The sequence below is a fragment of the Rhizobium sullae genome, from assembly GCF_025200715.1.
GTDB lineage: Bacteria > Pseudomonadota > Alphaproteobacteria > Rhizobiales > Rhizobiaceae > Rhizobium > Rhizobium sullae.
Genome location: NZ_CP104143.1, coordinates 3,999,548 through 4,025,208, shown reverse-complemented (window position 1 = coordinate 4,025,208; position 25,661 = coordinate 3,999,548). Strand labels below are relative to the sequence as shown.

The 25,661-nt window shown below is 61.6% G+C and carries 26 protein-coding genes and 2 pseudogenes; 12 read left to right on the top strand and 16 right to left on the bottom strand.

The features are described from left to right. Positions 1-24 precede the first annotated feature (24 nt). Positions 25-486: a GFA family protein gene (locus tag N2599_RS19930; protein WP_027510635.1), complete on the top strand. Its 462-nt coding sequence runs from the start codon at positions 25-27 to the stop codon at positions 484-486. Positions 487-854: 368 nt separating this feature from the next. On the opposite strand, the gene N2599_RS19925 is transcribed toward N2599_RS19930, so the two are convergent. Then, a complete protein-coding gene (locus N2599_RS19925; protein WP_027510634.1) occupies positions 855-1,751 on the bottom strand; it encodes a LysR family transcriptional regulator in 897 nt (298 codons plus the stop codon). A gap of 268 nt (positions 1,752-2,019) precedes the next feature. Here N2599_RS19925 and N2599_RS19920 point away from each other — a divergent pair, with 268 nt between their 5' ends. The 4 genes from N2599_RS19920 to N2599_RS19905 all read left to right on the top strand — a co-directional run bounded on the left by N2599_RS19920 (position 2,020) and on the right by N2599_RS19905 (position 5,543). Beyond that, positions 2,020-2,757, top strand: a complete 738-nt coding sequence (locus N2599_RS19920; RefSeq protein WP_027510633.1) for an SDR family oxidoreductase — start codon at positions 2,020-2,022, stop codon at positions 2,755-2,757. A 174-nt stretch (positions 2,758-2,931) separates the two neighbouring features. After that, entirely contained in the window at positions 2,932-3,531 is a 600-nt protein-coding gene (locus N2599_RS19915; RefSeq protein WP_027510632.1) for an NADPH-dependent F420 reductase, read from the top strand. Positions 3,532-4,325: 794 nt separating this feature from the next. After that, positions 4,326-4,766 (top strand): DUF3237 family protein, encoded by a 441-nt coding sequence (locus tag N2599_RS19910; RefSeq protein ID WP_051336593.1) that lies wholly within the window; start codon positions 4,326-4,328, stop codon positions 4,764-4,766. Between the two features lie 87 nt (positions 4,767-4,853). Beyond that, positions 4,854-5,543, top strand: a complete 690-nt coding sequence (locus N2599_RS19905) for a glutathione S-transferase family protein (protein ID WP_027510630.1) — start codon at positions 4,854-4,856, stop codon at positions 5,541-5,543. A 304-nt stretch (positions 5,544-5,847) separates the two neighbouring features. Here N2599_RS19905 and N2599_RS19900 read toward each other — a convergent pair whose 3' ends face one another. Beyond that, the gene (locus N2599_RS19900) at positions 5,848-6,642 is read right to left on the bottom strand and encodes an SDR family NAD(P)-dependent oxidoreductase (protein WP_027510629.1); all 795 of its coding nucleotides are present in this window, start codon (positions 6,640-6,642) and stop codon (positions 5,848-5,850) included. A gap of 240 nt (positions 6,643-6,882) precedes the next feature. Between N2599_RS19900 and N2599_RS19895 the strand changes: the two genes are divergently transcribed. Continuing rightward, on the top strand, positions 6,883-7,629 hold the full coding sequence (locus tag N2599_RS19895) for an SDR family oxidoreductase (protein ID WP_037142150.1): 747 nt from the start codon (positions 6,883-6,885) through the stop codon (positions 7,627-7,629). An 8-nt stretch (positions 7,630-7,637) separates the two neighbouring features. Beyond that, entirely contained in the window at positions 7,638-8,696 is a 1,059-nt protein-coding gene (locus N2599_RS19890) for a sigma-70 family RNA polymerase sigma factor (protein ID WP_084606493.1), read from the top strand. Positions 8,697-8,874: 178 nt separating this feature from the next. Here the strand turns inward: N2599_RS19890 and N2599_RS19885 are convergent, their stop codons facing one another. The 7 genes and pseudogenes from N2599_RS19885 to N2599_RS19855 form a co-directional block, all read right to left on the bottom strand. Then, positions 8,875-9,570 (bottom strand): nucleotidyl transferase AbiEii/AbiGii toxin family protein, encoded by a 696-nt coding sequence (locus N2599_RS19885; protein ID WP_051336592.1) that lies wholly within the window; start codon positions 9,568-9,570, stop codon positions 8,875-8,877. Between the two features lie 11 nt (positions 9,571-9,581). Further along, positions 9,582-9,764 (bottom strand): annotated as a pseudogene (locus N2599_RS19880) (IS701 family transposase); the annotation flags it as partial. 100 nt (positions 9,765-9,864) lie between these two features. Then, on the bottom strand, positions 9,865-10,980 hold the full coding sequence (locus N2599_RS19875) for an ABC transporter ATP-binding protein (protein ID WP_051336590.1): 1,116 nt from the start codon (positions 10,978-10,980) through the stop codon (positions 9,865-9,867). Next, positions 10,977-12,050: a carbohydrate ABC transporter permease gene (locus N2599_RS19870; protein ID WP_037142148.1), complete on the bottom strand. Its 1,074-nt coding sequence runs from the start codon at positions 12,048-12,050 to the stop codon at positions 10,977-10,979. The genes N2599_RS19875 and N2599_RS19870 overlap by 4 nt, the downstream gene beginning before the upstream one ends. Then, the gene (locus N2599_RS19865; protein ID WP_027510625.1) at positions 12,047-13,222 is read right to left on the bottom strand and encodes a carbohydrate ABC transporter permease; all 1,176 of its coding nucleotides are present in this window, start codon (positions 13,220-13,222) and stop codon (positions 12,047-12,049) included. Before N2599_RS19865 ends, N2599_RS19870 begins: the two co-directional genes overlap by 4 nt. A 13-nt stretch (positions 13,223-13,235) precedes the next feature. Beyond that, the gene (locus N2599_RS19860) at positions 13,236-14,729 is read right to left on the bottom strand and encodes an ABC transporter substrate-binding protein (RefSeq protein ID WP_027510624.1); all 1,494 of its coding nucleotides are present in this window, start codon (positions 14,727-14,729) and stop codon (positions 13,236-13,238) included. A 184-nt stretch (positions 14,730-14,913) separates the two neighbouring features. Next, entirely contained in the window at positions 14,914-15,486 is a 573-nt protein-coding gene (locus N2599_RS19855) for an anhydro-N-acetylmuramic acid kinase (RefSeq protein WP_280753548.1), read from the bottom strand. A 453-nt stretch (positions 15,487-15,939) separates the two neighbouring features. Here N2599_RS19855 and N2599_RS19850 point away from each other — a divergent pair, with 453 nt between their 5' ends. Next, a complete protein-coding gene (locus N2599_RS19850; RefSeq protein WP_027510623.1) occupies positions 15,940-16,275 on the top strand; it encodes a helix-turn-helix domain-containing protein in 336 nt (111 codons plus the stop codon). Further along, positions 16,268-17,515 (top strand): type II toxin-antitoxin system HipA family toxin, encoded by a 1,248-nt coding sequence (locus tag N2599_RS19845; RefSeq protein WP_027510622.1) that lies wholly within the window; start codon positions 16,268-16,270, stop codon positions 17,513-17,515. The genes N2599_RS19850 and N2599_RS19845 overlap by 8 nt, the downstream gene beginning before the upstream one ends. Here the strand turns inward: N2599_RS19845 and N2599_RS19840 are convergent. The 4 genes from N2599_RS19840 to N2599_RS19825 all read right to left on the bottom strand — a co-directional run bounded on the left by N2599_RS19840 (position 17,510) and on the right by N2599_RS19825 (position 20,634). Continuing rightward, positions 17,510-17,812, bottom strand: coding sequence for a LysR family transcriptional regulator (locus N2599_RS19840; RefSeq protein WP_027510621.1), 303 nt, complete (start codon positions 17,810-17,812; stop codon positions 17,510-17,512). The two genes, N2599_RS19845 and N2599_RS19840, sit on opposite strands and share 6 nt — an antisense overlap. A 172-nt stretch (positions 17,813-17,984) precedes the next feature. Next, on the bottom strand, positions 17,985-18,665 hold the full coding sequence (locus N2599_RS19835; RefSeq protein WP_027510620.1) for an FMN-dependent NADH-azoreductase: 681 nt from the start codon (positions 18,663-18,665) through the stop codon (positions 17,985-17,987). Positions 18,666-18,668: 3 nt separating this feature from the next. Beyond that, a complete protein-coding gene (locus N2599_RS19830) occupies positions 18,669-19,640 on the bottom strand; it encodes an alpha/beta fold hydrolase (RefSeq protein WP_027510619.1) in 972 nt (323 codons plus the stop codon). A gap of 205 nt (positions 19,641-19,845) precedes the next feature. After that, on the bottom strand, positions 19,846-20,634 hold the full coding sequence (locus N2599_RS19825; protein ID WP_027510618.1) for an enoyl-CoA hydratase/isomerase family protein: 789 nt from the start codon (positions 20,632-20,634) through the stop codon (positions 19,846-19,848). Positions 20,635-20,770: 136 nt separating this feature from the next. On the opposite strand from N2599_RS19825, the gene N2599_RS19820 reads away from it, so the two are divergent. Then, positions 20,771-22,003, top strand: a complete 1,233-nt coding sequence (locus tag N2599_RS19820) for a TetR/AcrR family transcriptional regulator (protein WP_027510617.1) — start codon at positions 20,771-20,773, stop codon at positions 22,001-22,003. A 328-nt stretch (positions 22,004-22,331) separates the two neighbouring features. On the opposite strand, the gene N2599_RS19815 is transcribed toward N2599_RS19820, so the two are convergent. After that, entirely contained in the window at positions 22,332-23,234 is a 903-nt protein-coding gene (locus N2599_RS19815) for an SDR family oxidoreductase (RefSeq protein ID WP_051336588.1), read from the bottom strand. A gap of 42 nt (positions 23,235-23,276) precedes the next feature. Continuing rightward, complete coding sequence (locus N2599_RS19810) at positions 23,277-23,912, bottom strand: NADPH-dependent F420 reductase (RefSeq protein ID WP_027510616.1); 636 nt, start codon at positions 23,910-23,912, stop codon at positions 23,277-23,279. 140 nt (positions 23,913-24,052) lie between these two features. On the opposite strand from N2599_RS19810, the gene N2599_RS19805 reads away from it, so the two are divergent. Together N2599_RS19805 and N2599_RS19800 are read left to right on the top strand one after the other, a co-directional pair. Further along, positions 24,053-24,631, top strand: a complete 579-nt coding sequence (locus N2599_RS19805) for a TetR/AcrR family transcriptional regulator (RefSeq protein ID WP_027510615.1) — start codon at positions 24,053-24,055, stop codon at positions 24,629-24,631. A 239-nt stretch (positions 24,632-24,870) separates the two neighbouring features. Beyond that, positions 24,871-25,140: a helix-turn-helix transcriptional regulator gene (locus N2599_RS19800; RefSeq protein ID WP_084606492.1), complete on the top strand. Its 270-nt coding sequence runs from the start codon at positions 24,871-24,873 to the stop codon at positions 25,138-25,140. 21 nt (positions 25,141-25,161) lie between these two features. Here N2599_RS19800 and N2599_RS19795 read toward each other — a convergent pair. Continuing rightward, positions 25,162-25,425: pseudogene (locus N2599_RS19795) on the bottom strand (Arm DNA-binding domain-containing protein); the annotation flags it as partial. Between the last annotated feature and the right edge of the window lie 236 nt (positions 25,426-25,661).

Here is a 25,661-nt window from a genome sequence, read left to right as displayed (position 1 = left end):
AATCAAGCTCAGGAGCATCCGTACATGACCACCCATACATCGTTGCCGCTACGCGGTTCCTGCGAGTGCCGCGCTTGCTCGTTCGAGGTGCATACGTCGCCGAAAGCCAGGTTCCGGTGCCACTGCCTGATCTGCCAGGAGTTCAATGGCAAACCGTTCGCGGATGTGGTCGCTGTTCGCGCCAGGGATGTCGTGCTGAAAAACCCCGGCAATATCTCATTCAAGAAATACCGTGCGCCGCCGAACTTCAATCGGGGGGTCTGCCGGACTTGCGGCAAGCCCGTTGTGGAGGTTGCGGGCGTCGGGTCGCTCAAAGTGATGTTCATCCCGACCAGCAATTTCGAACCGGAGGCCCGGCTGCCGCCGGTTCGGATCGACATATTCTATCACCGTCGTGTGCTGGACATGCCCGATAGCGTGCCCAAATACAGCGGCTATTTCGCGAGCGAGTTCGCCATCGGGAAACTGATCATGAGTGGCTTGTAGGGCGCCGGCTAAAGTACCGTTCGCGCGGAAACGCCCCGTGAAGGGGAGCTTTCACATTAGATTTCAAGCCTTGATCTGCAAAAAGTACCGTCAGACAGATCGGCCGCACCTTCGCCCGCGATTTGCTCGGTTCCAAAGACTATCGATATCGGTTGGTCTATTTTCCTCGGAGTTCTCCGCAAAAGCGGCGTCTCCAGCCCTGCCAAAAAGACCGTCGGCGATGGTGAAGTCCGTCGCCGTCAGTAGAGTGGCCCCCGCGTCGGTTGCGATACGGCGCAACATTCGCGGATTGAACGACGCCGCTTCAAGCGATCGCAGCTCGGCTTCCGACCGGATTACGGCAAGCGTCCCCGGCGACCTGCCGGGCGTCAGTCGCGCGATATGGACAGCCCCGCGATAAGCGGAGCGTACGCGGCGAGCCTGCGGGATACGAACTCCGTGAACAGCCGCACGCGCTTCGTCTTGCGTGTCTCCCCCTGTGTGAGAAGCCAGAGCGTTCCGTACATGTGCAGGTCGGTGCCCGGCACCCTCACCAGTAGGGGGTCGGCATCGCCGACGAAGCATGGCAGTGTCGTGATCCCGAGCCCTTGCCGTACAGCAACGATCTGCGCCTCGGCGTCCGTGGTTCTGAATGGAACCCCCGTGGTGCGAACCTCACCCTCGCTGGCCCAATCCGGAATTCCATGAATGCTTATGACGATCCACCGGATGGGATCAGGCGCGCCCGCACGCCATGCGGCTAGTCGATCGCAGGACATGTAGACGCCGCCGAACAGCTCCGGTCCCTTCAGGCCGTGAAGGTTGAGCGGCAGGGTTTTGCGGTCGTAGACGACGCGGATCGCCACGTCGGCCTCTCGGTTGGTCAGATTTGCCAGTTCGCCGGACGACAAGACTTCGATCTCGATGTCCGGATGCAGACGGGCGAAATCGGCAAAGTCCGGCATGAGCAGGTGTGTCGCGAGGGTCGGAGCCAACGTCACCCGCAGAAGCCCGCGCACGCTCTGGTCGCGCCCGAATACGCGCGTCTCCAACTGGTGCGACGACGCTTCCATCTGGTTCGCGAGCTCGAGGACCTCCTCGCCCGCAGCCGTCAGGCGGTAGCCCGAAGGCAGCTTTTCGAACATCTGCGCCCCGAGGCGTTCCTCGAGCTGTGCGATGCGTCGCAGCACGGTCGAGTGATACACCCCGAGGCGCTCGGCAGCACCCCGCACTGAGCCTCCGCGCGCCACGGCAAGAAAGTAGCGAATGTCATCCCAGTCGATCATGGTGCAATCCGGCACCGCGCGGTGCGCCTTCCAAAGCCCGTATCGAACGCATCGTACAACAGTACTGGCGGTCATCATAGCTTATGGCGACGAGCGCGGGCCAATTTCGAACGGCGGACACCGATCGTCGCGGCTGGCGTCAGTCGTCCAGCCGGATCGATTTTGCACCACCGATGTGCGCGCTTCCGCACTCAACAACTGATGCCGGCGGGCCCATTTCGAGGTCTCGGGGGCAAGATGCTATCCCGACACCAGGACAGGAGAAGGTATGGGAAAGCTTGAAGGTAAGGTTGCAGTCATCACGGGTGGTACCTCCGGTATGGCGCTTGAGACGGCGAAACTATTCGTCGAAGAAGGGGCCTATGTGTTCATCACCGGCCGGCGGCAGGAGGTCCTCGACGAGGCGGTGAAGGCGATTGGCCGCAACGTGACCGGCGTGCGCGCCGACTCCGCCAACCTGGCGGACCTCGACCGGCTCTACGAGAAGGTGAAATCCGTAAAGGGCCACATCGACATCGTCTTCGCCAGCGCCGGCGGCGGAGAAGTCGACAAGCCGATCGGGTCGATCTCGGAGCAGTTGGTCGACGATACGCTCAATCTCAACGTCCGCGGTACGCTGTTCACCGTCCAAAAGGCGTTACCCCTGATGCGCGAGGGCGGCTCGATCATCCTCAACGCCTCGAATGCGCACCTCAAGGGATATGCTGGAGCAAGCTTGTACGCGGCTGCCAAGGCGGCAGTCAGGTCGTTCGCGCGAAGCTGGACGAACGACCTGCAGGACCGAAAGATCCGGGTGAACAGCATCAGTCCGGGAGCGATCGGCGACACGGCCGCCTTCGCCGGAATTTCCAAAGAGTTGACGGACTACTTCGTCTCGCTGGTTCCGTTGGGACGCTTCGGGCTTTCTACGGAGATCGCGGCTGCGGTCCTCTATCTCGCCTCGGACGACAGTCGTTTCACGACGGCCATCGATCTCGTTGTCGACGGGGGCATGTCGCAGGTCTGACCCCGACGCCGTCCCGCGGTTGGCCCTCCAATGGCGGGATCACTAGGCGCGGAGCCTAGAGCGCTGATGCACCTCGTTCCCAGGCGTGCGCGCAAAACTTGATCGATTGGGCGAGCAACCTAGCCACCGTTCGCTTTGCGAACTTTAGTTCTAACACAACATCGGAGAAACATTATGAGCTACGCAATTGTAGGATTCGGTAAGATAGGCCAGGCTCTCGCCCACGCCTTCGCCCGTAAAAACATCGAGGTGACCGTCGCGAGCCGCCGGCCGCCCGAGGCGTTGACGCCGCAGGCTCAGGCGATTGGACCCACGGTCGTCGCCAAGTCGCTGCGGGAAGCACTCGAGGCCGACACAATCATCTTGGCGGTCCCGTTCGGGGAGCACCGCGCGGTTGCGAAGGCCCTGCCGAGTTGGGAAGGCAAGACGGTCATCGACGCGATGAACGCGTTTCCTGTCCCTGAAGAGCTGGACGGCCTCCCGTCCTCTGCCTTCGTTGCGAAGTCGTTCACCGGCGCCAAGCTCGTGAAAGGTTTCAATCACCTGATTGCGGCCACCCTGGCTACCGATCCGATCGTCGAGGGCGGCCACCGGGTCGTCTTTCTGGCGAGCGACGACGAGGACGCGATCGCTCCCGTAGCGGCCTTGGCCAAACAACTCGGGTTTGCGCCCGTCGAGCTGGGAAAGCTCAACGAGGGTGGCACGCTGGTGCACGCACGCGGCCGCACTTGGGGCCAGCTCATCTTCCAGGATTTGTTCAAGAAGGAGCAGTAATCGATCTACGACCGTGTGATCGACGCCGAGAACTGGTCGCGCGCGCCAACTTCTTCGAGCGCGCGACCGAATATTTGAAGGCCACAAAGTCGCGAAGGTTGGGGTGAGCCCGACGGCCTATGGGGCGCCGTTCGAAGAGCGGGGAGACGCCCGACAGAGCGGCAGATCTGCGGGTCGCCTCGAATCTATCGACTGCTATCGCTGGCCTGGGATTCGCTCGAGTGTCCTCTGCTATCCGATACTACTCCAGGGTACTCCCCTTCACTCCCATTCGATTGTTCTGAGCGATCGTAAAGCGTTGATCTAGCGGGGCAACGTTTTTCTGTGCGCCACGAAGAACCATCTCCCCAATCCGTCAGAAATCTCCGCTCTTGAATTGAAAGGGGAAATTCGCCGGTTCCAAGTCGGCCCGGTTTCAGGGACTATCGGCGTCAATCGTTCAATTTTTTGTTCTTCGGCTGCGCGTTCACGAGCAGCCCTGCCAGCAAAAGACCGTCACGACCAGCGAGAGCCCTACGATATCGCTAGTGTCCACATCGACCTCCTCCCTTGCGATCAGCCAACGATCTCGCGTGGCGGGACCTGACCGTCGCGGTCCGGGCGCGCACCAAACCGCCAGCAGAGCTCCATCGACATGCGCCGGTCGGCCCGAGTGCCGCGAGCGACACAGTGCCGCGGCTCTCGGCTGAAAAATTTTGCCGAGGTCGATGAATCCGGGCTGGTCCCCCGTCTACGTAAATGAGGCGGCGTTTGAATCGGCTGCCCGCGGCCGGAGAAAACTGAGGAGAACAGCCATGAGTAGCGAAAAAATCTTCGAATACGATCTCGATATCGTGGGCGTCACCGACTACGGCGCGAAGATGGAAGCCATCTTTACAGGGCAAGAAAATGTGCCGCTGCAGGGGGCTCAATTCGATGTCACGCTTGCAGGATCAATCAAGGGGCGCGTGGCGGGATCGCTGCGCGGCATTGATTACCTGCGGGTGCGCGCCGATGGCCGCCGGGAACTCGATCTCCGCGGCACCATCGAAACCGACGACGGGAGCAGGATAGCGTTTTCCGCCGACGGCGTCGGGACACCGCGCGAGGGCGAGCCGATCGTCGACCTGGCTGTGAAAATCCATCTCCTCACGGCCGCAGCGGATTACGCCTGGGTCAACGCGCGACCGGCCTGGGGTGCCGGCTACGCGAACGTCGCCACCGGGAAGATCCATATCGACGCCTTTCTGCATTGACGTAGAGGCGACCGATGATTTTTCGAACATCGGATCGTCCTTAAGAAACAGGGACGCCTTCCGCGCCCCTCGCCGAGGAGGATGAAGATGGCAATCGAGATTTTTTGGCTGAGCGGCAGCCCTTATTCGTGGCGCGTGCTGTTGGCGCTGGAGATCAAACAGGCTTCCTACGTCGATCGGCGCTTGGATGGCTCCAAGGGTGATTTGAAGTCACCGGAATACCTCGCTATCAATCCCCGCGGACGCGCGCCGGCGCTGCGCGACGGCGACTTCGTTCTGAACGAGTCCGTCGCCATCATGGCCTACCTGGATCAAGCCTGCCCGGGTCCCAAGCTGTTCGGCGCCTCGGCCGGGGAGACCGGTCAAATCTGGCGGTTCATCTGCGAATGCTCGGACTATCTGGCGGATGAAACGATAGCGGCCGTTCTGCCTGTCTTTAGTGGGCAACTGCCGGAAAAGCGTGAAGCGGTCTTTGCGTCTGTCGAGAAGGTCCGCGCGGAGTTCGCCCGGATCGAGCGGGTCCTAGCGGACCAGGACTGGTTCGTGGGGGACGCCATCAGCGCCGCCGATATCGCGGTCTACCCGTTCGCCGCCCTCGCCCTCCGCGGCGCGCGGGCGGCCGAAAAGCAGGGCGTCGATCTGGGCTTCTTGCCGTTCGTCGGGCGCTATCCGGCGGTCGGACGCTGGATGGACCGGATCGAGGCTCTCCCTAGATACCAGAAAACCTATCCGCCGCATTGGCGCGCCGCGGACGTCGCACCAGGGAGCGCCGTCTGACGTCCTGGCTCGGATCGCTACGCAATGACGTCATTTCCTCTCGCACAATGGGTCGGATAAGACTCTGCGATCGATCTACGGGGCAACTCTTTCGCACATACGGGTTGATGCCCAGCTGCTCCATCTTCGCGCGAACCCCGCAAGGTCGGGGCCTGCAAGCGCGTCTCCTCGTTTGAACTTTGGCGTGGTCAGCCCGTTCTATCCGATCTTGCGAGAGTCCTAGGTCGACGGACTCCACATTCGGACGGATAGCGCCAGTGACAAGCGTCACTGGCGCTATTGGAGTGTCTGCCACGAGCGGGCGTCAATCGACGATCAAACCACCGGTGAGATTGGCGACCGTGCCGGTCATCGCGCTGGCCTTGTCGGAAGCGAGGAAGGCCGCGAACTCGGCCACTTCGGCGACCGACGTGAAGCGCTTCCGGTGCGTCATGCCTTCGACGAAGCCCTGAAACTGCTGCGGCGTGATCCCCAGCGCCTTCGCGTGCAGGCCGAAGACGACGTCGATCGTCTGTGTCTCAGGCATGCCGGTTGAGCGCAGGACGATCGAGCGGACGCCGCTCGGCCCCAATTCCGCGGAGAGGTTGCGGCTCAGCGCCTCCATCGCCGCCCAGGCCGGGCCCATGCCGCCGACAAGCGCCGCGCCGATACGCGCCGGCTCGGGCGTGTTCATCAGGATGACCCCGGAGCCCGCCTTCGACATGCGCCTGGCTGCGGCCCTCGCCGTGAGGAACTGCGAGCGCATGTAGAGGTTGATCGGCGCCAGGAAGCTATCGACCGGCAGTTCGGCGATCGGGATGCCCTGAGTTCCCGGCTGGGGCACCGCCGTGATGGCGTTGAACGAGATGTCGATCCTGCCGGCCTTCTCGGCGACTGACGCGATGTGGGCCTCCACCGCCGCTTCGTCGAGGGCATCGACCAGGGCCGCGTCGGCAAAACCGCCGTGAGAGGAGATCTTGTCCGCGACGGCGCGGACCGTTTCGAGCCGCCGACCGGTCAGGTAGACCTTCGCGCCCTCGCGAGCGAACCGACCGCCCACCGCGCCGCCGATCGCGCCGCCTGCGCCATAGATCACGGCGACTTTGTCCTTGAGCAACATATTGATTTCCCTAAAGTTCATTGTGCTGACGCAGCGCCGTCGGCTCATCCATCGGCATTCGGCGTCACCAGCGATGACGCTCCCGACCGGGCGAATTCATCGGTCATGGCGACTGGCGGACGACGGCCGCGGTGTCTGCTGACGACGGGGCGTCGCCAGCGCTCGAAAATTTTCAGAGCGGCCGATGAATCTCGATCCGGCGGCCCGTCCTAGTAGACAGGACCCTCGGTGGAGATGAACATGCCAAGCCTGATGGACAAGAACGTGATCGTGCTGGGCGCGAGCCGCGGACTCGGCGCGATGATTGCGCGGCGGGCCGCCGCGCAAGGCGCGCGCACCCTGGCCGTTGCACGGCGCCGTCACGGGCTCGACGAGCTTGCCCGCAGCGCCGGCGACGTCGACGTCCTGGAGCTCGACGCCTCGGACGAGAGCGCTCCCGAGAAGGTGTTCAGCGATCGTGTTCCGAGCCTGCTGGTGGTCTGCGGCGGAGCCCGACCTCATGCAGCGGCCATCCACGAGATGACCTGGGAGCAGTTCTCGGCCAACTGGGAGAACGACGTCAAAACCTCTTTCCTGTTCTGCAAGGCCGCGCTTTCGAAACCGTTGGCGCCGGGCTCGGTGGTCGTTCTGGTCTCGAGCGGAGCGGCGCTGGGCGGGTCGCCGGTTTCGGGCGGATACGCGGGCGCGAAGCGCATGCAGATGCTGATCGCCAACTATTGCCAGAAGGAGTCCGACCGGCTGGGGCTGGGAATCAGGTTCCTCGCGGTCGCACCGGCGACGATCATGCCTGGCACCGAATTCGGCAAGCATGCGGTCGAGGGGTATGCCGAGTATCTCGGCATGTCGGTCGCCGACTTCGTCAACAGCATGAAGTCGCCTCAGAGCCCGGAAGACGTCGTCGCGGCAGTATTCGAGCTTGCCGCGCACCCGAACGCTTGGGAGGGAAGCGTCTTCAAGGTTTCTAGCGACGGCATCGCGAGGGTATAGTGATGCTCATGGCTCAATCAGACCGCACCTCTCAGCCAATCGCCGGCGTGTCGGCTATCGAACCGGCCGTCGCAAGCCCCGGTGGGCCCGACGCATTCGCCCGGCTTGCCGAACCCTATCGGCGGCAGATCAAGGCGCACTGCTATCGCATGAGCGGATCGCTGCACGAGGCGGAGGACCTCGTTCAGGAAACCTATCTGCGCGCCTGGCGTGCCTTCGCGAGCTTCGAGGGGCGCGGTTCGCTCAAGGCCTGGCTATATCAGATCGCGACGCGCATCTGTCTCGACGCCATCGCCCAGCGCAAGAGGCTCCCGCGGATTCTGCCGGAGGGAAGCTTCCCACCCGCGACCGAGATGCCATCGGGACAGCCGCCGGCGGACATCGCATGGCTTGAGCCGTATCCGGACTCGGAGCTGGACCAGCTTGCCGACGAGTCACCCGACGCAGAAACACGCTACCTACAGCGAGAGTCTGTGCGCCTCGCATTCGTCGCCGCGCTCCAGCATCTCCCGCCGCGTCAGCGGGCAGTGCTGCTGCTCATAGACGTGCTCGGCTGGTCTTCCGCCGAGACCGCCTTGCTGATCGGCGGCTCTACCGCATCCGTCAACAGCGCCCTTCAACGGGCGAGATCGACGCTGGAGCGCCACAATCGCGCCGGGATGGACGGCCCTATTGTCGCCCCGCCAGACCAACAGGCGCTGCTCGACCGCTACGTTCGCGCCTGGGAAGACAAGAACCTCGACGGCTTCGTTGCGCTGTTGAAGAGCGAGGCGACTTACGCCATGCCGCCTTGGTCTCACTGGTATCTGGGTCGTGAGGCCATCGGCCGGTTCTTCGGCGCGGTCTGGAAGCACTACGGTCGCTTCCGCCTGCTGCCGACGCAGGCCAACGGCCAGCCCGCCTTCGTGCTCTACACCCAGGCCGACGGCGAGCGTGCGTGGCGCGCCCACTCGGTGCAGGTGCTGGGCATCGAGGGCGATGCCATCTCGAGCCTCACGGCCTTCATGCGCCCGTTGGCGCCGGCGCTCATCCCATCCTTCGGCCTTCCTCTCGCCTTCGAGGACTGATCCGCGAGACCCGACTGGTCAGCCAACCGCACCCCATTCACAACTTCGTGGTTTTTGCGGCTACGATTTCCGCTACTGCACCAAATTTCGAGCAATAGCGGTCAAGGCTGCACAGAAACCGATGCCATCGGGTCTCGGCATCCGCTGTGCCTAGAAATCCATCTGCAACCTTGAAATGCTATCCGTCGTTCCAGGGACCGCCTGGCGTCCAATGCGCATTGAAAGGCGCAGTCTCAGTCGTTGCGATCATAGGCGGCATGACGAGTTCGGCGATACGCGCCTGGATTTCCGGAAACGGTTCAGGTGCAAGAGCGATCACGGTCCGCCTCAGAAACGCCGCCCATTGGACTTCCTTTGCCTCGGCGAAGCCCGCCGTCAGCGCCGATGGTGTTTTGGTGGGAAGCCGCGTCTCGCGGCGCTCGAAGGTCGTCTGGATCGCCCGCGCCAGAACCTCTCCTTCAAAGGCGAAGGCGCCGGCGATGGCCCAGAGATCGAAGAAGTCCTTCATGCGCGAATTGAGCATGTCAAGCGCCACCATGGCCTGGAATTTCTCCGCCACAACAGTTTCAGCTGGATAGGCTCTCAGGTGCGGCGCCGGCTGCTCTAGAATCGAAGGGTATTCTATGTCGACAGGGTCCGGCGTGATCACATCGCCGTACCCAATGTCTACATGCATGGGCAGGCGCGCGCCAGCAAGTTCCGCCACGAAGTCCAACCGAACGCCAGCGATGTCAGCAGGAGCATTCTCGCCAAAGCCGAGGAGATCGAGGTCGCCGGTAGCACGGTAGGGCACAGGCGCCCACAGGCTGAACAGCATCGCGCCCTTGAGGACGACGCGATCCCGGTATGGCGAAACACTCAGACGATAGAGCACACGCTCTCCAGCCCCGCAGCCTCCGCCATCAGCCAGCCAGTCTTGCGCTCAATCCCGCACAGCAACCCGCCCAAAAAGGCGCAACCCGTCTCCTTCAACTCGTGCCGCCGGAACACGGGCGAAAGTCGCTCCTTCAGCGCCGAAAGCTCCCGCACCCATGCCAACAGCGATCCCGACCAAGTCGCAACCGACATCCAATTCCCTCCCGGTTTTCAAAGGAGGGAATTACATCAACCTCAAAACCGCAACTGTAGTACTAGTTCACCAGGCAGGCTTGGAGCCTGCAAGAATCGGTCAGGATACGGACATGAGCCGAGCCGCCAGGCGCACACCTGAATGGGCGTCGAACAGAAAGCCTCGATCGAGCGGAAAGTGCACGGCAACGGCCTTGTCGAAGTCGATGTCGTAATCCCTCGGCATCTTGACCGACAGGCTCTCCTTGCCCACCACGAGCGTGACCAACGTCACGTCGCCGGTAGGCTCAGCGGCATAGACCGTAGCATCGAACAGACCAGCGCCGGGCTTGACGATGTCGGCGTCTTCCGCGCGGAAGCCCATGACCACATCCTTGGTCATGATTCCCTTTTCTGCTGCCACCGGCAGGCTCACACCGTGGCTCTCGAAGCGATTGTTCTCGATCCACCCGCGCAGGAAATTCATCGGCGGCGAGCCCATGAAGCCGGCGACGAACAGGTTCGCCGGGCGATCATACACCTCGCGGGGGGTGCCTAGCTGCTGCAGCACACCGCGGTCCATGATCGCAACGCGATGCGCAAGGGTCATGGCCTCGACCTGATCGTGGGTGACGTAGACGGTGGTCACCCCGAGCTGGTGCTGCATGCGCTTGAGCTCGGCGCGCATGAAGCCGCGGAGCTTCGCATCGAGGTTGGAAAGCGGCTCGTCCATCAGGAAGGCCGAGGGCCGCCGCACGATGGCCCTTGCCAAGGCCACCCGCTGACGCTGGCCGCCGGACAGCTGGCGCGGGTATCGGTCGAGGAGATCCTCCATATGGACCTGCGCAGCAGCGTCGCGGACAGCGAGCTCCCGCTCCTGCTTCGACACACCACGGACCTTCAGCGGAAAATCGATGTTCTCGGCTACGGTCTTGTGCGGATAGAGGGCATAGGACTGGAACACCATCGCCACGTCGCGGTACTTCGGCAGTATGTTGGTGACGTCGGTATCGCCGAGCACCACCTGCCCCGAATCGGCGGTTTCCAGGCCGGCTATGATCCGAAGCCCGGTGGTCTTGCCGCAACCGGAGGGCCCGAGCAGCACCAGAAACTCACCCGGCGCAACGTCGATACTGAGATCTTTAACAACGTGAACCGCACCGAACGATTTGTTCAGGCTGCGCAGCGACAGCCGCTGCGCTTGATGACCGGTGTCGATGCCCCTATCCACGTTCATCCCTTCACCGCCCCCAACAGTATCCCCTTGGAAATGAAGCGCTGAAGCACGAGCGCCATCAGTACGACCGGAATGATCATGACGATAATGACCACCGCCATGCTCCACCACAGGATGCCGCGCTCGCCCGCATTCATGGCGGCGACCAGGATAGGCATGGTCTGCGCATTGGACGTCGAAAGGAACAGCGACAGCAGATACTCGTTCCAGCACAGGATCAGCACCAGTAGCGTCGTCGCCGCGAGACCGGGTTTCGCCAAGGGCAGGATGATCTCGACGAAGGTGGTAAAGCGGGTGGCGCCGTCGAGCTGCGCGCTCTCGTCGAGGTCGGTCGGAATGGTGACGAAGAAGTCGTACATCAGCCAAACGACGATCGGCAGGTTTACTACCGTGTAGGCGAGGATCTGCGCGATGTGGGTGTCGAGCAGCCGAATGCTCTGAAACATCATGTAGATCGGAATGACGGCGACGATCGGCGGCAGAATGCGCTGCGAGATCATCCAGAACAGGATATCTCCGTTCCCCAGCGTGGCCTTGAAATGGTGACCAACAGCGCGGGCGAGAACGAAGAAGACCGCGAGCGCGACGGCAAGCGACAGACGCCAATCGACCCCCCAACGGCCGACCACCACCGCCATCGCGACCAAGCAGAGAACGAAGAGAACGATCGTCGCGAATTTGGGCTTGTACTGAATGCGCGCCAAGGCATAGGCGGCCATCGAGCCGATGGTGACGCAAAGGGCTGTGGCGAGAAGCGCGATGATGATCGAGTTGATGTAGGCCCTCAGCGTGTCCTCGTAGTCGAAGACGAACAACTCGCGCCATGCATGCAGGCTCGGCGTGAAGTCGATCCAGGGCAGGTAGACTGGGCCGGCGTTGACGTCGGCTGGCAACTTGAACGACGTAATCAGGAGCCAATAGAGCGGAAACAGGACGAACACCGCCCAAAGGATCAGCAGGCCGTAGACGATGACGGCCGTGGCCGGCGCCATCTCCTTGATCGACTTCGGCTCGAACCACCGCCTGAGCAGGGATCTCTGGGGTGACATCCGGATGTCGTGCGTGATCATGCCGGCCTCAATCGCTTGAGGACGAGGAGATTGAAGAAGGAGACGCACAGCACCACCGTCACGAACAGAAGTAGGTAGGCGATCGCCGCAGAATCCCCGAGATTCAGCGCCCGCCATGCAAAGAATGAATGAAGCGTCATTGACTCGGTCGCGATGCCGGGGCCCCCGGACGTCATGATGTTGGGGAGGTCGACCAGCTTGAAGGCCTCGATGATCCTGATCAGCATCACCGTGGCGGCAACCGGCGCAATTTGCGGCCAGGTTATTTCCTTGAACACCTGCCAACCGCTGGCACCGTCGACCTGGCCGGCCTCCACCTGGTCACGGGAAACATTCTCAAGCGCAGCAAGCAGGATGACGAAGATGAACGGGATCCACTGCCAGGAATCGCCGATCACGATGAACAAGCGGGCAGTCCAGGCATGGTTAGCCCAGCCGAAGTCACCGAGGCCGATCCACTGCCAAACCGGCGAGAACGGACCCTTGGTCGTGTCCGCCAGCATGCGGAAGCTGTAGCCGATGCCGATCGGCGTTATCATCAAGGGGATGAAGAAGACGACGCGGAAGAAGGTCCGGCCCTTAATCGGCTGGGCGCAAAGAACGGCGAGGCCAAGGCCGATCAGGAACTGGATGGTGCACCCGACGAGCACGTAGAAGATGGTCACGCCGAGCGTGCCGAACGGATTGCCGCTGAACAGCGTCGCGGAAAAGAGAAGCGCCAGTCCGAATCCCACGCTGGCGGTGATCAGCCGGCCAATAAAGCCGAGGATCGCGAAGCCTCGCTTGGCGTAGCGGTAGAGCCACCAGATGAGGCCGGCCGCGCTCGCGATCGTGACGATCCAACCAAGCAGGCTGATGCTGGTGAAGGTCCCGAGGAAATGGAACTGCTCGGTGCCGAAGAACTGCTTCCGGAAGTTCCTCAGGCCGACGAACTGGACCTGATAGGAACCGGCCCTGAGGCGGATGTTGGAGAAGGCGAGCACCAGCGACGCTATCGTCGGGAATACCGAGAAGATGAGAATCATGATCACGGCGGGGGCGATGAAAAGCTGGCGCGAATGGCGGTCGAGCCACTCGTTCAGCCTCGCCCTCGTCGTGACGGAAGCATTGAGGCCGGCCGGGGCGACACGCCCCAGCTGACTAGTTGTCGTTGGTCCAGTACCGGAGGTCACTGACTCTCACCCCTCAGTTGGTGATGCCGAGCGAGGACTTGTACAGGTCCTTCTGCTTGTCCCGGTCCAAACGCTCGGTGATCTCTTCCCAGCCGGTCTCGACGTTCGTCACCGCCTCTTCAGCAGTGATCTCGCCGGCAAGGAAGCGAGCGAGCTCGCGGTCGAGCACGACACCCTGATACTCGGCGGTCCCCGGGATTTTGAGGTCCGAGGCCATGTTCGGGTTGTTCAGGCTGTCCTTGATGGCGCCAAGATAGTTCTTGGCTGACTCCTCTGTGAACCCGGCCTTGATCCACGGCTCGAGATTGTCGAGCTGCGAGTTGCGGTACGGGTTGTAACCAGTCCAGCCCATCGTCACGTCGACATTCGATTGGGCCGCCTGGTTCATGTAGGACAGGAAGTCATAGCCGGCCTGCTTCACCTTGTCGTCAGCCTTGGCGTTGATACCGCCGGTCCAGCCACCGAACGCCGCGAACGGCGAGTAGTTGATGCCGTCGATCGCATGCGGGCAACGGGTGGCATCGCAGTCGACTAGCTTGCCGGTGGCCTTGTCGAGCACCTTCTTGGTGCCCATCATGACGGTGGCGCCCATCTTGTTCTTGATCGCCTCGCCGCCCGGGTCGAGAGACAGGGGGCCGATATCGCCCCAGTCGATGGCCAATGCACAGCGACCAGTGGTGACGAGCGCCCGGGTGTCGCCGATGTCGTGGTTGAGCTCATCGGGTGGTCCGTATTCGCCGTTCTCCTTGTAGACCTTGAAGGCCTCAGCCCAGGCTTCGTTATTGACCAAGGGCTTCATGGTCGCGGGATCGAAGAACATGCCCTCACCGGTGCCCTGAGTCTGAACGTAGGCGGCAGCGATCGACATGAGGGCGAAGTATGACTGCGCGTTCCGCTTCTTGAACATGCAGGAGCCGAAATCCGGCATGCCGTCGCCGTTCAGGTCCTTGCCGTTGGTCGCGGCAGCAACCGCATGATACTCGTCCCAGGTGCGCGGCGGCTTCAAGCCCACCTGGTCCAGAATGTCCTTGCGGTAATATACCATCTGGAAATCGCCATCGACGGTGATCAGGTAGGTCTTGCCGCCGACCTTCTGGTTATACTCGCGGAAGAACGGAGCAATGTCGTTGATGTCGATCTTGGTGTCCTTCGCGACATAGTCGGTCAGGTCCTGGAGTAGACCGGCGTCGACATATTCGGGCGCCCAGCTCGAAGCAAATACGCCGATGTCGATGGAGTTGGTGGCGGTCGCCCAGTCGGTGAGAAGTTTCTGGAACAGCTCCGCGAACGGGACTTCGGCGACCTCGATCTTCGCCCCGGTCATCTCGGTGAATTCCTTGCCGCGCTCGACAAGACGCTGGGCAATAACCGGTCCGGGCCGGGTCATGATCCTGACCGTGACGCCGTCATACATTTTCTGCGCGGCCGCAGGCCCGCTCGCCGCGACACCGGCCATGGCCATTGCACCGAGAAGGAGTGGGTTCAAAAGTTTTCCAATGTGGTTCATTCGTTACCTCCCTTTGTTGGTTCGCCCGCCCTGATGTCATTGATTCCGACGCCAATGCCTTTTCAAGGACATAGATACCGTCGGGCCTGGATATGGTTAGGCTAGCCGTGTCTTTCGCCTGGCGGTTCCCCTCCTGACAGTTGTGGTCTTCGAGCCGTAAGCCTCTCCTTTCGCCGATCCTCCATCATGGCCAGGTTGGCTCGACTCCATAAGCCGCATATTCGGTTACTCCCTTTGCATGGCGGGGCAACTGCACCAGCTTGCCAAGGATTCCAAACCGGGTCGCGCCGGAAGCAGCGGGTATGTTGTTGGCGAGCTGGTTGACCGTGGCGTAGGCAAGCGTCGCAAACTTGATCGCCTCCCTGAACTTCGCCGGAACGCCAAACTCGTCAGATGTCGTCAGGCGCAGACCCCTCGGCATGTATTCCGGCAGCCTACTCATCAAGTAATGATTCCGGGTGCCTCTGCCACTGGCCATGATCACCGATATTTCGCTTAGCATTTTGACGCTGTCGGTGATCGAACGCGTGATCGCGTACGCGGCAAACTCGGTCAAAGTCGCCAGCAAATCCTCTGTCGAAAGATGACTGAACTCCTCCATCTGGCGGTCGAGATAGGAGGAGCCGAAGTCGAGACGCGAGGCGCTCCGCGGGATCGGTCGCTTGAAGAAGTCGTGCTCTTTCAATCTCCCCATCAGCATGTCGGCGACCTTGCCCTTGGAGGCGACTTCGCCGTCCTTGTCATAGGGCCTGCCCAGAGATTGTAGAACAACTTCGCAGGTAGCGTGAGCAAATTTGTGAATATCTGTTGGGTTACGCAGGTTGCGTCGGTGCGACTCTCGATGAATTGCTGGGAACGACCGTGCGCAAGGCCAACTAATATGTCTTAGACAGGCTCAACAGCGCGGCATGATCGGAGGCGAACCTCATGCAGCCCGGTGTCCTCGACACGCGTTGGGCGCTCGCGCTACACTTTTCGCCACCGCCATCTATCGGCAAGCGCGGGGGCGACATCACCCCGAAAGGCCCCTCCGCCCGTACCGCCACCTCTACGCCAGACTACGCCGGCCACGATTCAGCCTCCCAGAATTATACCGTCACGGGCCCGGTCCGCCATCCTCTCTCTCAATGGGATGACCTTCGCGCGAGGGCTAGGAAAATTGTAATCTTCGTGCTACATATCTCGCCAATCTGTAGTGCGAAGGTTTCAAATGCCTACACCACATAACCCTCCCGCCGCTGTGCGGCGCGTCCTGCGCAAGCTCGGTGCAGACATCCACGATGCCCGTCGGCGTCGGCGGCTGCCAATGGCTGTCGTCGCAGAGCGCGCCTTCACGTCCCGCTCGACCCTGCAAAAGGTCGAGGCTGGGGACACCAATGTCAGCATCGGCATTTATGCAGGCGTCCTTCAGGCGCTCGGCCTGCTCGACGGTCTGGGCCAGATCGCCGACATCGGCAACGACCCGGTTGGACAAGCGCTAGCCAGCGCGGAACTACCCAAGCACGTCCACCTTAAGCGAACAGTCGGATCATCCAGCGATGGCTGATTTCGAGGTACATATCGACCTGGACGGCCGCACGCGCCCTATCGGCCTGACGAGGAGCAATCGCGTTCGAGGCACGGAGACTATCCTTTTCGAATATGATGCCACGTGGCTCGCCGATCCAGACCGGTTCTCGCTTGAGCCTGCCCTTGCCCTGACCCGCGGTGCCTTCGCCCCTCCTGCCGGACTGGCGACTTTCGGCTCCATAGGAGACTCAGCGCCCGACACATGGGGGCGCCGTCTTATGCAACGGGCCGAGCGCCGTCTTGCCGAACGTGAAGGCCGCGCCGTTCGCACCCTTGCGGAAAGCGACTACCTGCTCGGCGTCGCCGACGAGACCCGCCTGGGTGCCCTCAGATTCCGCTGGGCAGGCGAAGAGGCGTTCCAGGCGCCTATCCGCGCCGGCGTCCCAGCCCTGATCGAACTCGGGCGGCTGCTCCAGATCACCGAACGAATCCTCCGGGACGAGGAAACGGACGAGGACCTTCAACTCATCTTCGCCCCCGGCTCTTCCCTCGGCGGTGCCCGGCCGAAGGCCTCGGTCATCGACCAGCACGGACACCTCTCAATCGCCAAGTTTCCGAAGGAGACCGACGACTACAGCATGGAGACATGGGAGGAGATCGCGCTGCGGCTGGCCGAGCAGTCCGGTATTACCACGCCGCACCATGAGCTGATCGAGGTCGCCGGCAGGGCGGTGATGCTGTCCCGACGCTTCGATCGTTCCGGCTCGATCCGCCTTCCTTTCCTGTCAGCGATGGCGATGATGGGCGCCAAGGACGGTGAGCGCGGCAGCTACCCTGAAATCGTCGACGCTCTTACGCAACATGGCGCGCAGGGGAAGACCGACGCTCATGCCCTCTATCGGCGGGTCGTCTTTAACGTCCTGATTTCTAATGTCGATGATCACCTGCGCAACCATGGTTTCCTTTGGCTTGGTAAGGCGGGATGGTCCCTTTCTCCCGCCTATGACCTGAACCCCGTGCCCACCGACCTCAAGGCGCGCGTGCTGACGACGAACATCGACCTCGACGAAGGCACCTGCTCGCTCGACCTGCTTGAGGCGGCTTCGCAGTTCTTCGGCCTCGCGCTTCCACAGGCCCGCGCGATCATCAAAGAGGTAGCGACCGTTACTGCGACGTGGCGAGAGACCGCCAAGGCGGCCGGCGCCCGTTCCGCCGAGATCACCCGGATGGCCAGCGCCTTCGAGCACGATGATCTAAAACGGGCATTGACGTTATGAAGGCAGCATCAAGATCGCCGACTCAATTCGCGGACCGGCTAAGAGGGATCGATTCAGCTTTACAAAACTTAGGGTCGCTGCTTCGCGGACGAAGCGCTCTCCTGCAAGAGTCGGCCGGGCTCCGATCCTACTGCGCTCGAACAACGGTAAGCCAAGCGTTCGTTCGAGTATCTGAATACGCCGGCTAACGGTCGACTGCGGCAGATTCAATATGTCAGCGGCTCGCCGAAAGCTGCCTTGCTCGGCAACGACGATCGCATATTTAAGATAGCGAAGATCAAGCGCGAGGTTCGGCATTCGATGCGAGCCGCTAGATCAAGATAAGTGAGCGAGTTGATCTATTTGCGCAGCGCAGCAGGTTACCGTGGACTCGCGCACCGTTCGTAGGCGTTGTTCCGCGATCACCGGTGTGGCAACGTCGGTGTCCGCGCTGATGCTCCGCACCGTGGCATGCGCCGGTCCTTCATTGTCACGCTTGCCCCGGCTCAGACGCCAGCGATTTTGTAAGTCGCGTCGCCAGCTGTTCTCCCGCTTGCTTGGCGGCGGCGTGCGCCTGCTTAAGATTAGACGCCGCGAGGTCCCGCAACGAGGCCATAGCGGGATTAACATCAGCGAGGGTCAGCTCGACATCGATGAGTTGGAGGTCCAATCCCCAGCTGTCTTCGAAGATGCGCCTAAGCCAGGGCGTCGCGTGGTCCCAGCCTTCCTTCGGCATGCCAGGGCCGTACGCGCCTCCACGCGCTGAGATCAGATAGGCGGGACGCTTCGAGATCGGCGACGCCACCTTAACGGTGAAACGCGGTTCGGTTACCAGAAGGTCAATCCACGCCTTTGCGTGTTGCGAAACAGCGTAATTGTAGAGCGGAACCGAAAAAATGAAGGCATCTGCTGCCAGCATCTCATCGGCCAATTTGGTTGCCAGCGCTGCCGCCTCCACCTCCTCCGTCGTGCGTTCGCTGAGGGCCTTTGGACCAGCCTGCACGGCACGGGCCCAAGCTGTTGCAGGCAGGGGTGAAAGGCCAACGTCCCGCCTCACGACATCCAGCTCTGCCAGTTGCGTTCGGATAGAGTCCTCGAGCGTTGAAGCTAGAGCGCGGCTTTGAGAGCCGACGGCACGAATGCTTGCATCCAAACGAAAAATCGTCGTCACGGCTCAAGCCTTCCTCTTGTTGAGAAAGGCGACCAGCGCCTCATTCACTGCCTCAGACGCCTCGAGCTGTGGCCAGTGCCCGACGCCCTCAAGTGGTAGGAACCCCTGGAGGTTTGGCACGGCCGGCTTGAGATCTTCCTCGTTCAAAGCTCGCATCTTAACCATGCTGTCTGCTGTGCCATACGCAAAGAAGGCTGGCTGTCGGATCTTCGCCCCGGCAAATGCTTTTGCTTGGTCGAAATAGGGCTGCATGCCGCGATAGATATTCAGTGGGCCGTGGAAGCCATCACGCTGGAAGCCTGCGATCATCGTCTCGGCGTCCTCGCGGTCAGCGAAGGGCGGGATGCCGATCGGGGATGGCCGGTGCATATCTTTGCTTGGGTCCATCGGACCCCATCCTTCGGAAGCATCGGGCAACCCCGACATCCAATAGAGAGCGCCCGGGAAAGTCGTGGCCGCATCCGCCCACTCCTGGTCGGCCTCCGGCTTCATGTGGCGGAACATATAAAAGGCTCCCTCCTTGCCGGCGGCCTTCAGCATTTCGAGCATGCTTGGCCCCGCACCCGGTAGCACCGGAGGGACACTGAGGCCGAAGACCGCGTCAAACAGATCCGGACGCATCACCGCCGCGTTCCAGCTCACCGTCGCACCGAAGTCGTGGCCGACCAGGCTAGCGCGCTCGATCCCGAGTTTCGCGAGGATGCCGACAAGGTCTCCGACGTGGTAGAGAACCGTGTAAAGCGCGGCGTCTTCAGGCTTGGAGCTATCGCCATAGCCACGCGTATCGAACGATATCGCGCGGTAACCCGCGGCCGCGACTGCCGCCATCTGCCGGCGCCAGCCCCGCCATCCGTCAGGAAAGCCGTGGACGAACAGCACAGCCGGGCCCTCGCCTTCCTCGACAACGTTCAGCTTGACGCCATTGGTTTCTACAAAGGTCTGCTTCAGCGATCTATTCCGATCCACGAAAGTCATCTTTCATACTCCATTTGAATTGTGAAATTGACGCACGCGAGGCGGCGACCGCTGAGATCGATCTGTGAAGTATACAGCTCGATAATAGTTCGCGTGCGATCGAGATGGTGTTCGGGTTACTTTGAACTCTCTGTCATCCGTCTCGGAGTCAGTCGCAGACTAACCGCTGCCTGACTCCGAGAATTGATGTCAGCACCGGATCGAGTTACTTCCCTGCGAACTGGATCTTCGGGATCGGCTCGTGTTTGCGCACAGCCGCGACCGCAATGGCCATTCCCTCTGCGCCATCCTTGGTGTCAAGGATGCCAGCGCCGAGCTGGGTGGAGATTATGTCGGCAGCCGCAACGCCGCCGGTAGCCCAGGTGTGGATGAGCGTGCGCGCCTTGCCGTACGCGAGGGTCGGCCCTGTCGCGAGATGCCGCACGAGTTCGTCGGAGACCTCCTCCAACTTGCCGTCAGGCGCTGAATGGGTTGCGATACCCAGATCGACTGCGACCTTTCCGAAAATTGGCTCCGAAAGCAGGACGAAGCGAGTAGCGAGCGTTTTGCCGACGCGATCGGCGAGCCGCTGCACCCCGCCTGCCATTGGAATGCCGCCGACCGACACTTCCGGGAGGACGAGCATCGCCGACTCTGCGACGACCAGGAAATCGAACGCCAGGAGCAGTTCGAAACCGCCGCCCAAGGCCATCCCTGCTACCGAAGCAACCGTGGGGACGGGCAGTTCCTCGATGAGACGGATCGAAGCCAGGATGTCGGCCGCAAACGCTTCGAGAAATTTCGAGCCCTTGTCACCGATGGCGCCCAGATCGTCTGCCACGGCGATGTTGCCGGACGCGGACGTCAAGTGAAGGACGCGGATGTCGCTTGCATATGCCTGGCGAACGGCGGCCCGCAGCGACGAGGGAAAGTCGGACCCTGGCTCGCTGTCTGCATCACCGAGCAAGGTCAGTTTGCCCACCGCACCGTGTTGCTCGAAGCGGAACGAACTCATGTTTTACCTCCTAGTTTGCTGACTATCTAGCCAGGCAGGCCTAACACCTGCTACAAAATGGCCCGTGTCTCACGTCGCGATTGGCGGATGACCAAAGCCTGTTATGTGATGTACGTTACAGAATGGAGTGCTGTCAATGGCCCGCCCCCGCGCGTTCGAAGAAAGCGAAGTGCTAGATCGCGCGGCGGACGTCTTCGGTCGCCGGGGCTACGACGGCTCAACCATGGCGGAACTGACGGCCGCAATGGGCTTGAACTCTCCCAGCATCTACGCGGCTTTCGGAAGCAAGCGCGGGCTTTTCGACGCTGTTCTCGGCCGCTGTAGTGCCCGCGAGGACGAGCACTGGGAGTGGGCGCTCACAGCCCCCACGGCCGAAGAAGTCGTCAAGCGCTTGCTGACGACCTCGCCAGCGCAGGAGTCCAGCCGCATACTCGTTCATGCGGGCTTGGCGATGGGCAGTGAGAATGCCGACATTCCCGCTGCCCTGCTTCATCGCCGCCAATCGGCAGAACTGAAACTGCGAGACCGGTTCGAAGAGGCGAAACGGAGTGGCGAACTCCCTGTGGACGCTGATGCCTCAGGGCTGGCGAGCTATGTGACGTCGGTTCTCGGCGGCCTCGCTATGAAAGCCGCCGGCGGGGCGCCGCACGCCGAACTGCGAGAGGGTGCCGAACAGGCGGTGGCGGCCTGGCGGGCGATCAGCGACGTTGCAGCCGCCGCGAGCACTTCATCGAGGGGGGCGGCACCGGCAGGCGAGTTAAGCCGCGACCCGCGAAGGTTCAGCGCCGACACAGCGCTCGATGCTGCCATGAAGGTCTTTTGGACCAAGGGTTTCGCGGGCGCATCGTTGAATGATCTCACTGAGGCGATGGGAATCACTCGACCCAGTCTCTACGCCGCGTTCGGCAACAAAGAAGCATTGTTTTTCAAGGCCCTCGACCTCTATCAGTCACTTCGTAAAGACTACCTAACTGAAGCGCTCCAAGCTCCGACGGCGCGAGGCGTTTTCGAAGCGCTGCTCAGGGGTGCGCTACGCGATCAACAGGCAGAAGGGCAACCGCGCGGCTGCCTCATGGTTCTTAACGCAATGCAAGGCGGTGATGAGGCGCAGCCCATCCGCAACGAAGTCCTCAGGCGCCAGGCCATCGGGCGCGACTTGCTCGCGGCCCGGTTTGAGCGGGCCAAACGCGACGGCGACCTGTTGCCGACCGTCAATGTCGAAGGTCTCGTGCGCTTTGTCCAATCCCTGATGCACGGCATCCTCATGCAGGGAGGGGCCGGCGCAAGCCAACGTGAGCTTGAGGCGTTGGTTGAGAGCAGCTTGACCATGTGGACCGCATCCGCCGAATTACCGATCAGTAAAGATTAGGCGCAGTTAATCTGTCAAGATCTTTACCGATCGGTACCTGTCCTTCGCTATCGGGGGCCTGCCGGGTTGGAGTAGCCATCGCGGAGGCCACAATTCCCGAAGACGAACACTCGCTGTGCTCACGATTTCCGTGAACCAAGCACGCGCGGGGCGTGCGTCGTCCCTCATGCCGTCCCCAGGGCGACAGAGCCTTTGTCCGAACGATCCCGGCATCTGGGACGCTGGCCACGACATGGACGACGTCGCCCACCGAGAGGTTGGGTGTGCCCCGTCTAAATTGGCGCCATGATATTCCCCCTGGCCCGCGTCGATCGCATCGCGTCCCGCCTTATTGCCTCTTCGCAGCTTCAATCGACGGAACGGGCGTGGGATAATTGTGACGCAGATATTCGGCCGTCGTGAGCGGCTTGTGACCGATCAGGCGCTCAAGATCGCCGGTGAGGTCGCCCCACTCACCGAGGTTGACCGCATGGACCCATTCGAGCGCGAACGCAGCGTACGGTTCGGGCAGACCCTCCGCTGCATAGTTGGCCATATATTCTTCATCCGTCACAGGAATGAGGGGCACCGGGACGCCACGGGCGTCGGACAGGATCTGGGCGATGTCGGCGTAGGACACCGCCGGCTCGCCGGTAAGCGAGTAGGTCTTGTTGTCGTGGCCTTCCTCCGTCAGCACCACCGCCTGAGCCTCTGCGATGTCTTCACGCGACGCCGGCGCCTGCTTGCCGTCACCGGCCGGAACGCGAAGACCTTTCTCGTAAACCTTGTCGCCGAACTGGAACTGGAAGGTTTCGAGGAACGCCGGCTGTCGAACAATCGTGTAGGTGAGGCCCGAGGCCTTCAAGGTTTGTTCGGCGAAGATATCGGGCGCCGTGCACTCAGACAGGTTGAAGTTCGATCCCTCGCGGCGGATGATGGCCGTGTAAGCGACATGTTTGACGCCGGCCTGCCGCGCCGCAGTGATCGCATTGTAATGCTGTGTGTTGCGGTCGGTAAATGGAGCGCACGAGATGAGCATCAGCTTCTCGACGTCCGCGAAGGCATTCAACAGCGAGTCGTAGTCAAAATAGTCGCCCTTGCGAATCTCGATGCCTTGAGCGGCAAGATCAGCCGCCTTTTGCGGGTCGCGGGCCAAGCCAATTAGATCACTGGCTGGCCGCCGTTTCAGGAGGTGCTGCAACGTCTTGCGACCTAGATAACCGCTGGCGGCCGTGACAAGTATCTTACCCATTATAGTCCTCTTCGCTTGATGATTGGGGGGCGGTAACCGCGCTCACCCGAGAAGGCTGACGCCGATTGAGAAGTTGGTGTGCTTGACGGAGTGGGCCATTAGGCTCAGCGACAGCAGACACACGTGCTCCAGAGTCCGCGCCATGAGCAGCGGCCCGGTGTCCATCGGGCGAAGTCCGAGAGTCTCGATGAATGCCGAGACGCGTGCCTTCGCCTGTGTGTTGTCCCCGGCGATGAACACGTCCAAAGGATGACCCTCGATGGGACCGGCCGCCAGGACATGGGAGAACAGGGTATTGAACGCCTTGACGACTTCCGCATTGGCAGGGGCCGCCTTGGCGATCTCCTGCGCGCCGAAACTGTCGGCAGGGGTCACAAAGCTCGTGTAGTCGGGGGCGATGGGGTTGGTGATGTCGACGAGGAGCTTGCCTGCCAGTTCTTCTCCGTACTGCTTCACCACGTCGAGAACGGCGGAGTAGGGAACCGCCAGGATGACAATGTCCCCGGCCGGGGCGGCGCCGAACGTTGCTGTCGTCGCGCCGGCACCGATCTGCTCAGCGAGCGCCCGCGCCTTCGCGGCGTCGCGACTCATCACCTCGACGCTGTGTCCGGCTTTGGCGGCAAGGCCGCCGATCGCTGCGGCCATGCCGCCTGAGCCGATAATGCTAATAGTGCTCATGTTCATTTTCCTTGCGGGGCGGGCAGCGCCTTTGTTGCCATTTGCGCAGACGCACTCTATTTAGTGGTTCACCGATCCGCTTAACAATCGGATCACCGATCCACATATACGGATCACTGATCCGGTTATCAAGGCATCTCATGCGATCCGACGCAAAAAAAAATTACAACCATATCCTCGCGGTCGCGCGTGACGTCGTCACCGAGCACGGTATCAATGCGTCCATGCGCGATATCGCCCGCCGGGCCGACGTCGGGTTGGCCACGCTGCTGCGTCATTTCCCGACGCGAGAAGCCTTGTTCGAAGCGTTGCTGTGTACGAATCTGGACGCACTGACGCAGACGGCAGACGAACTCGAAACCTCGGATTCGCCTGACGAAGCGCTCGAGTCCTGGCTTCGCGAATGGTTGGCATTCGCCCAAAGCTATAGGGGCGTTGTCGCCTTGATGGCGGCGGCCCACACGAACCCAGACTCCGCGCTTTATGCTTCATGCGCCGCGGTGCACTCGGCGAGCGCGCAACTTCTGCTCCGTGCTCAGGCCGAAGGGACGGCGCGCGCCGATATGAACGGGGACGACCTATTCGCCCTGATGACGGCACTCGGCTGGGCGGTCGACCAACCCTCATTCGCGCCGCGGGCCGATCACCTCTTTCACATCATCGCGAGCGCCATCCTGACAAACCCGTCGAGGCCCGATGTCAAGACGGCAGCATGTTGAACCGGATCGGCATCTGCTGCGCTCGACCGGTTCCACCGGGCTAAAATTCCACCGGCGGTGGCCCTTCAAACAAGAGCCTCAGGCCTAGTGGACGCTCCTAGATGACACCTGTCTTCTGGGACGACCTGTCCGATTTGCACGCTACAGCCCGATATTGCCGCACTCGTTCACGCGTGGGCTTCAAAGCGGAAGATCTATCGCCTTATATCTTCACAAGAGTAAAAACGTGGAGATACAGTATGAGTGCTGCCTCGCACGTCGCCCGCAGAACAATTCGCCGGCAGCAGCTACGAGAGATCGTGCCGCTTGCCGACAGCACGATCTACGACATGGAGCAGCGAGGAGAATTCCCGCAGCGCTTTTATCTCACCTCGCGCTGCGTCGTCTGGGACTTGGCAGAGGTCGAAGCCTGGCTCGACGCTCGGCGCCATGTCTCTCGCGCAAATGCCATCAAGCGTGCTCCAAGCCCTAACGTGAGGCTGCGCCGTTCGCGGCCCGTCAAACATTAGGCTCCAACTCAAGCAACTCCATCGTGGCCTCTCTTGGGCGGGAGAGCGCCCTTCTGAAATGGCCCGCTTCGCATCGATCAGCTTCTCGCGAGCCCTGGCAAGCGAGAGGCCATCTGGGCCGTATCGGCCGAGCGTCAGCGTCTCGCGCCGTCCGTTGAGGCGGTAGTCGTACCGGAACACGATGGCCCCCGACGGCTGCACCACGACGTACATACCGTCACGATCGCTCACCTTGTACAATTTATGCTGCGATCTCAGCGCCTTAATCGCAGTGTCAGTTAGCATGGGGGGCTCCAAAACAGTCTAAACTGGAGAGAGGCGCCGATTATACCGTCAGGCCAAAACAGGGGGCGCTGGAAGCGAATTTCCCTTTTTTAATCAGCCAGTTACCGCCAAAAACGATACCGTCAGCAGCTCTCTTAGCCGTGACGGTATAGCGAAATCCCCGATCGAACAAGTTCCCCATACCGTCTGTTATACCGTCAAATCGGAGCACTGCCCCTCGATAGACGACGATAGAC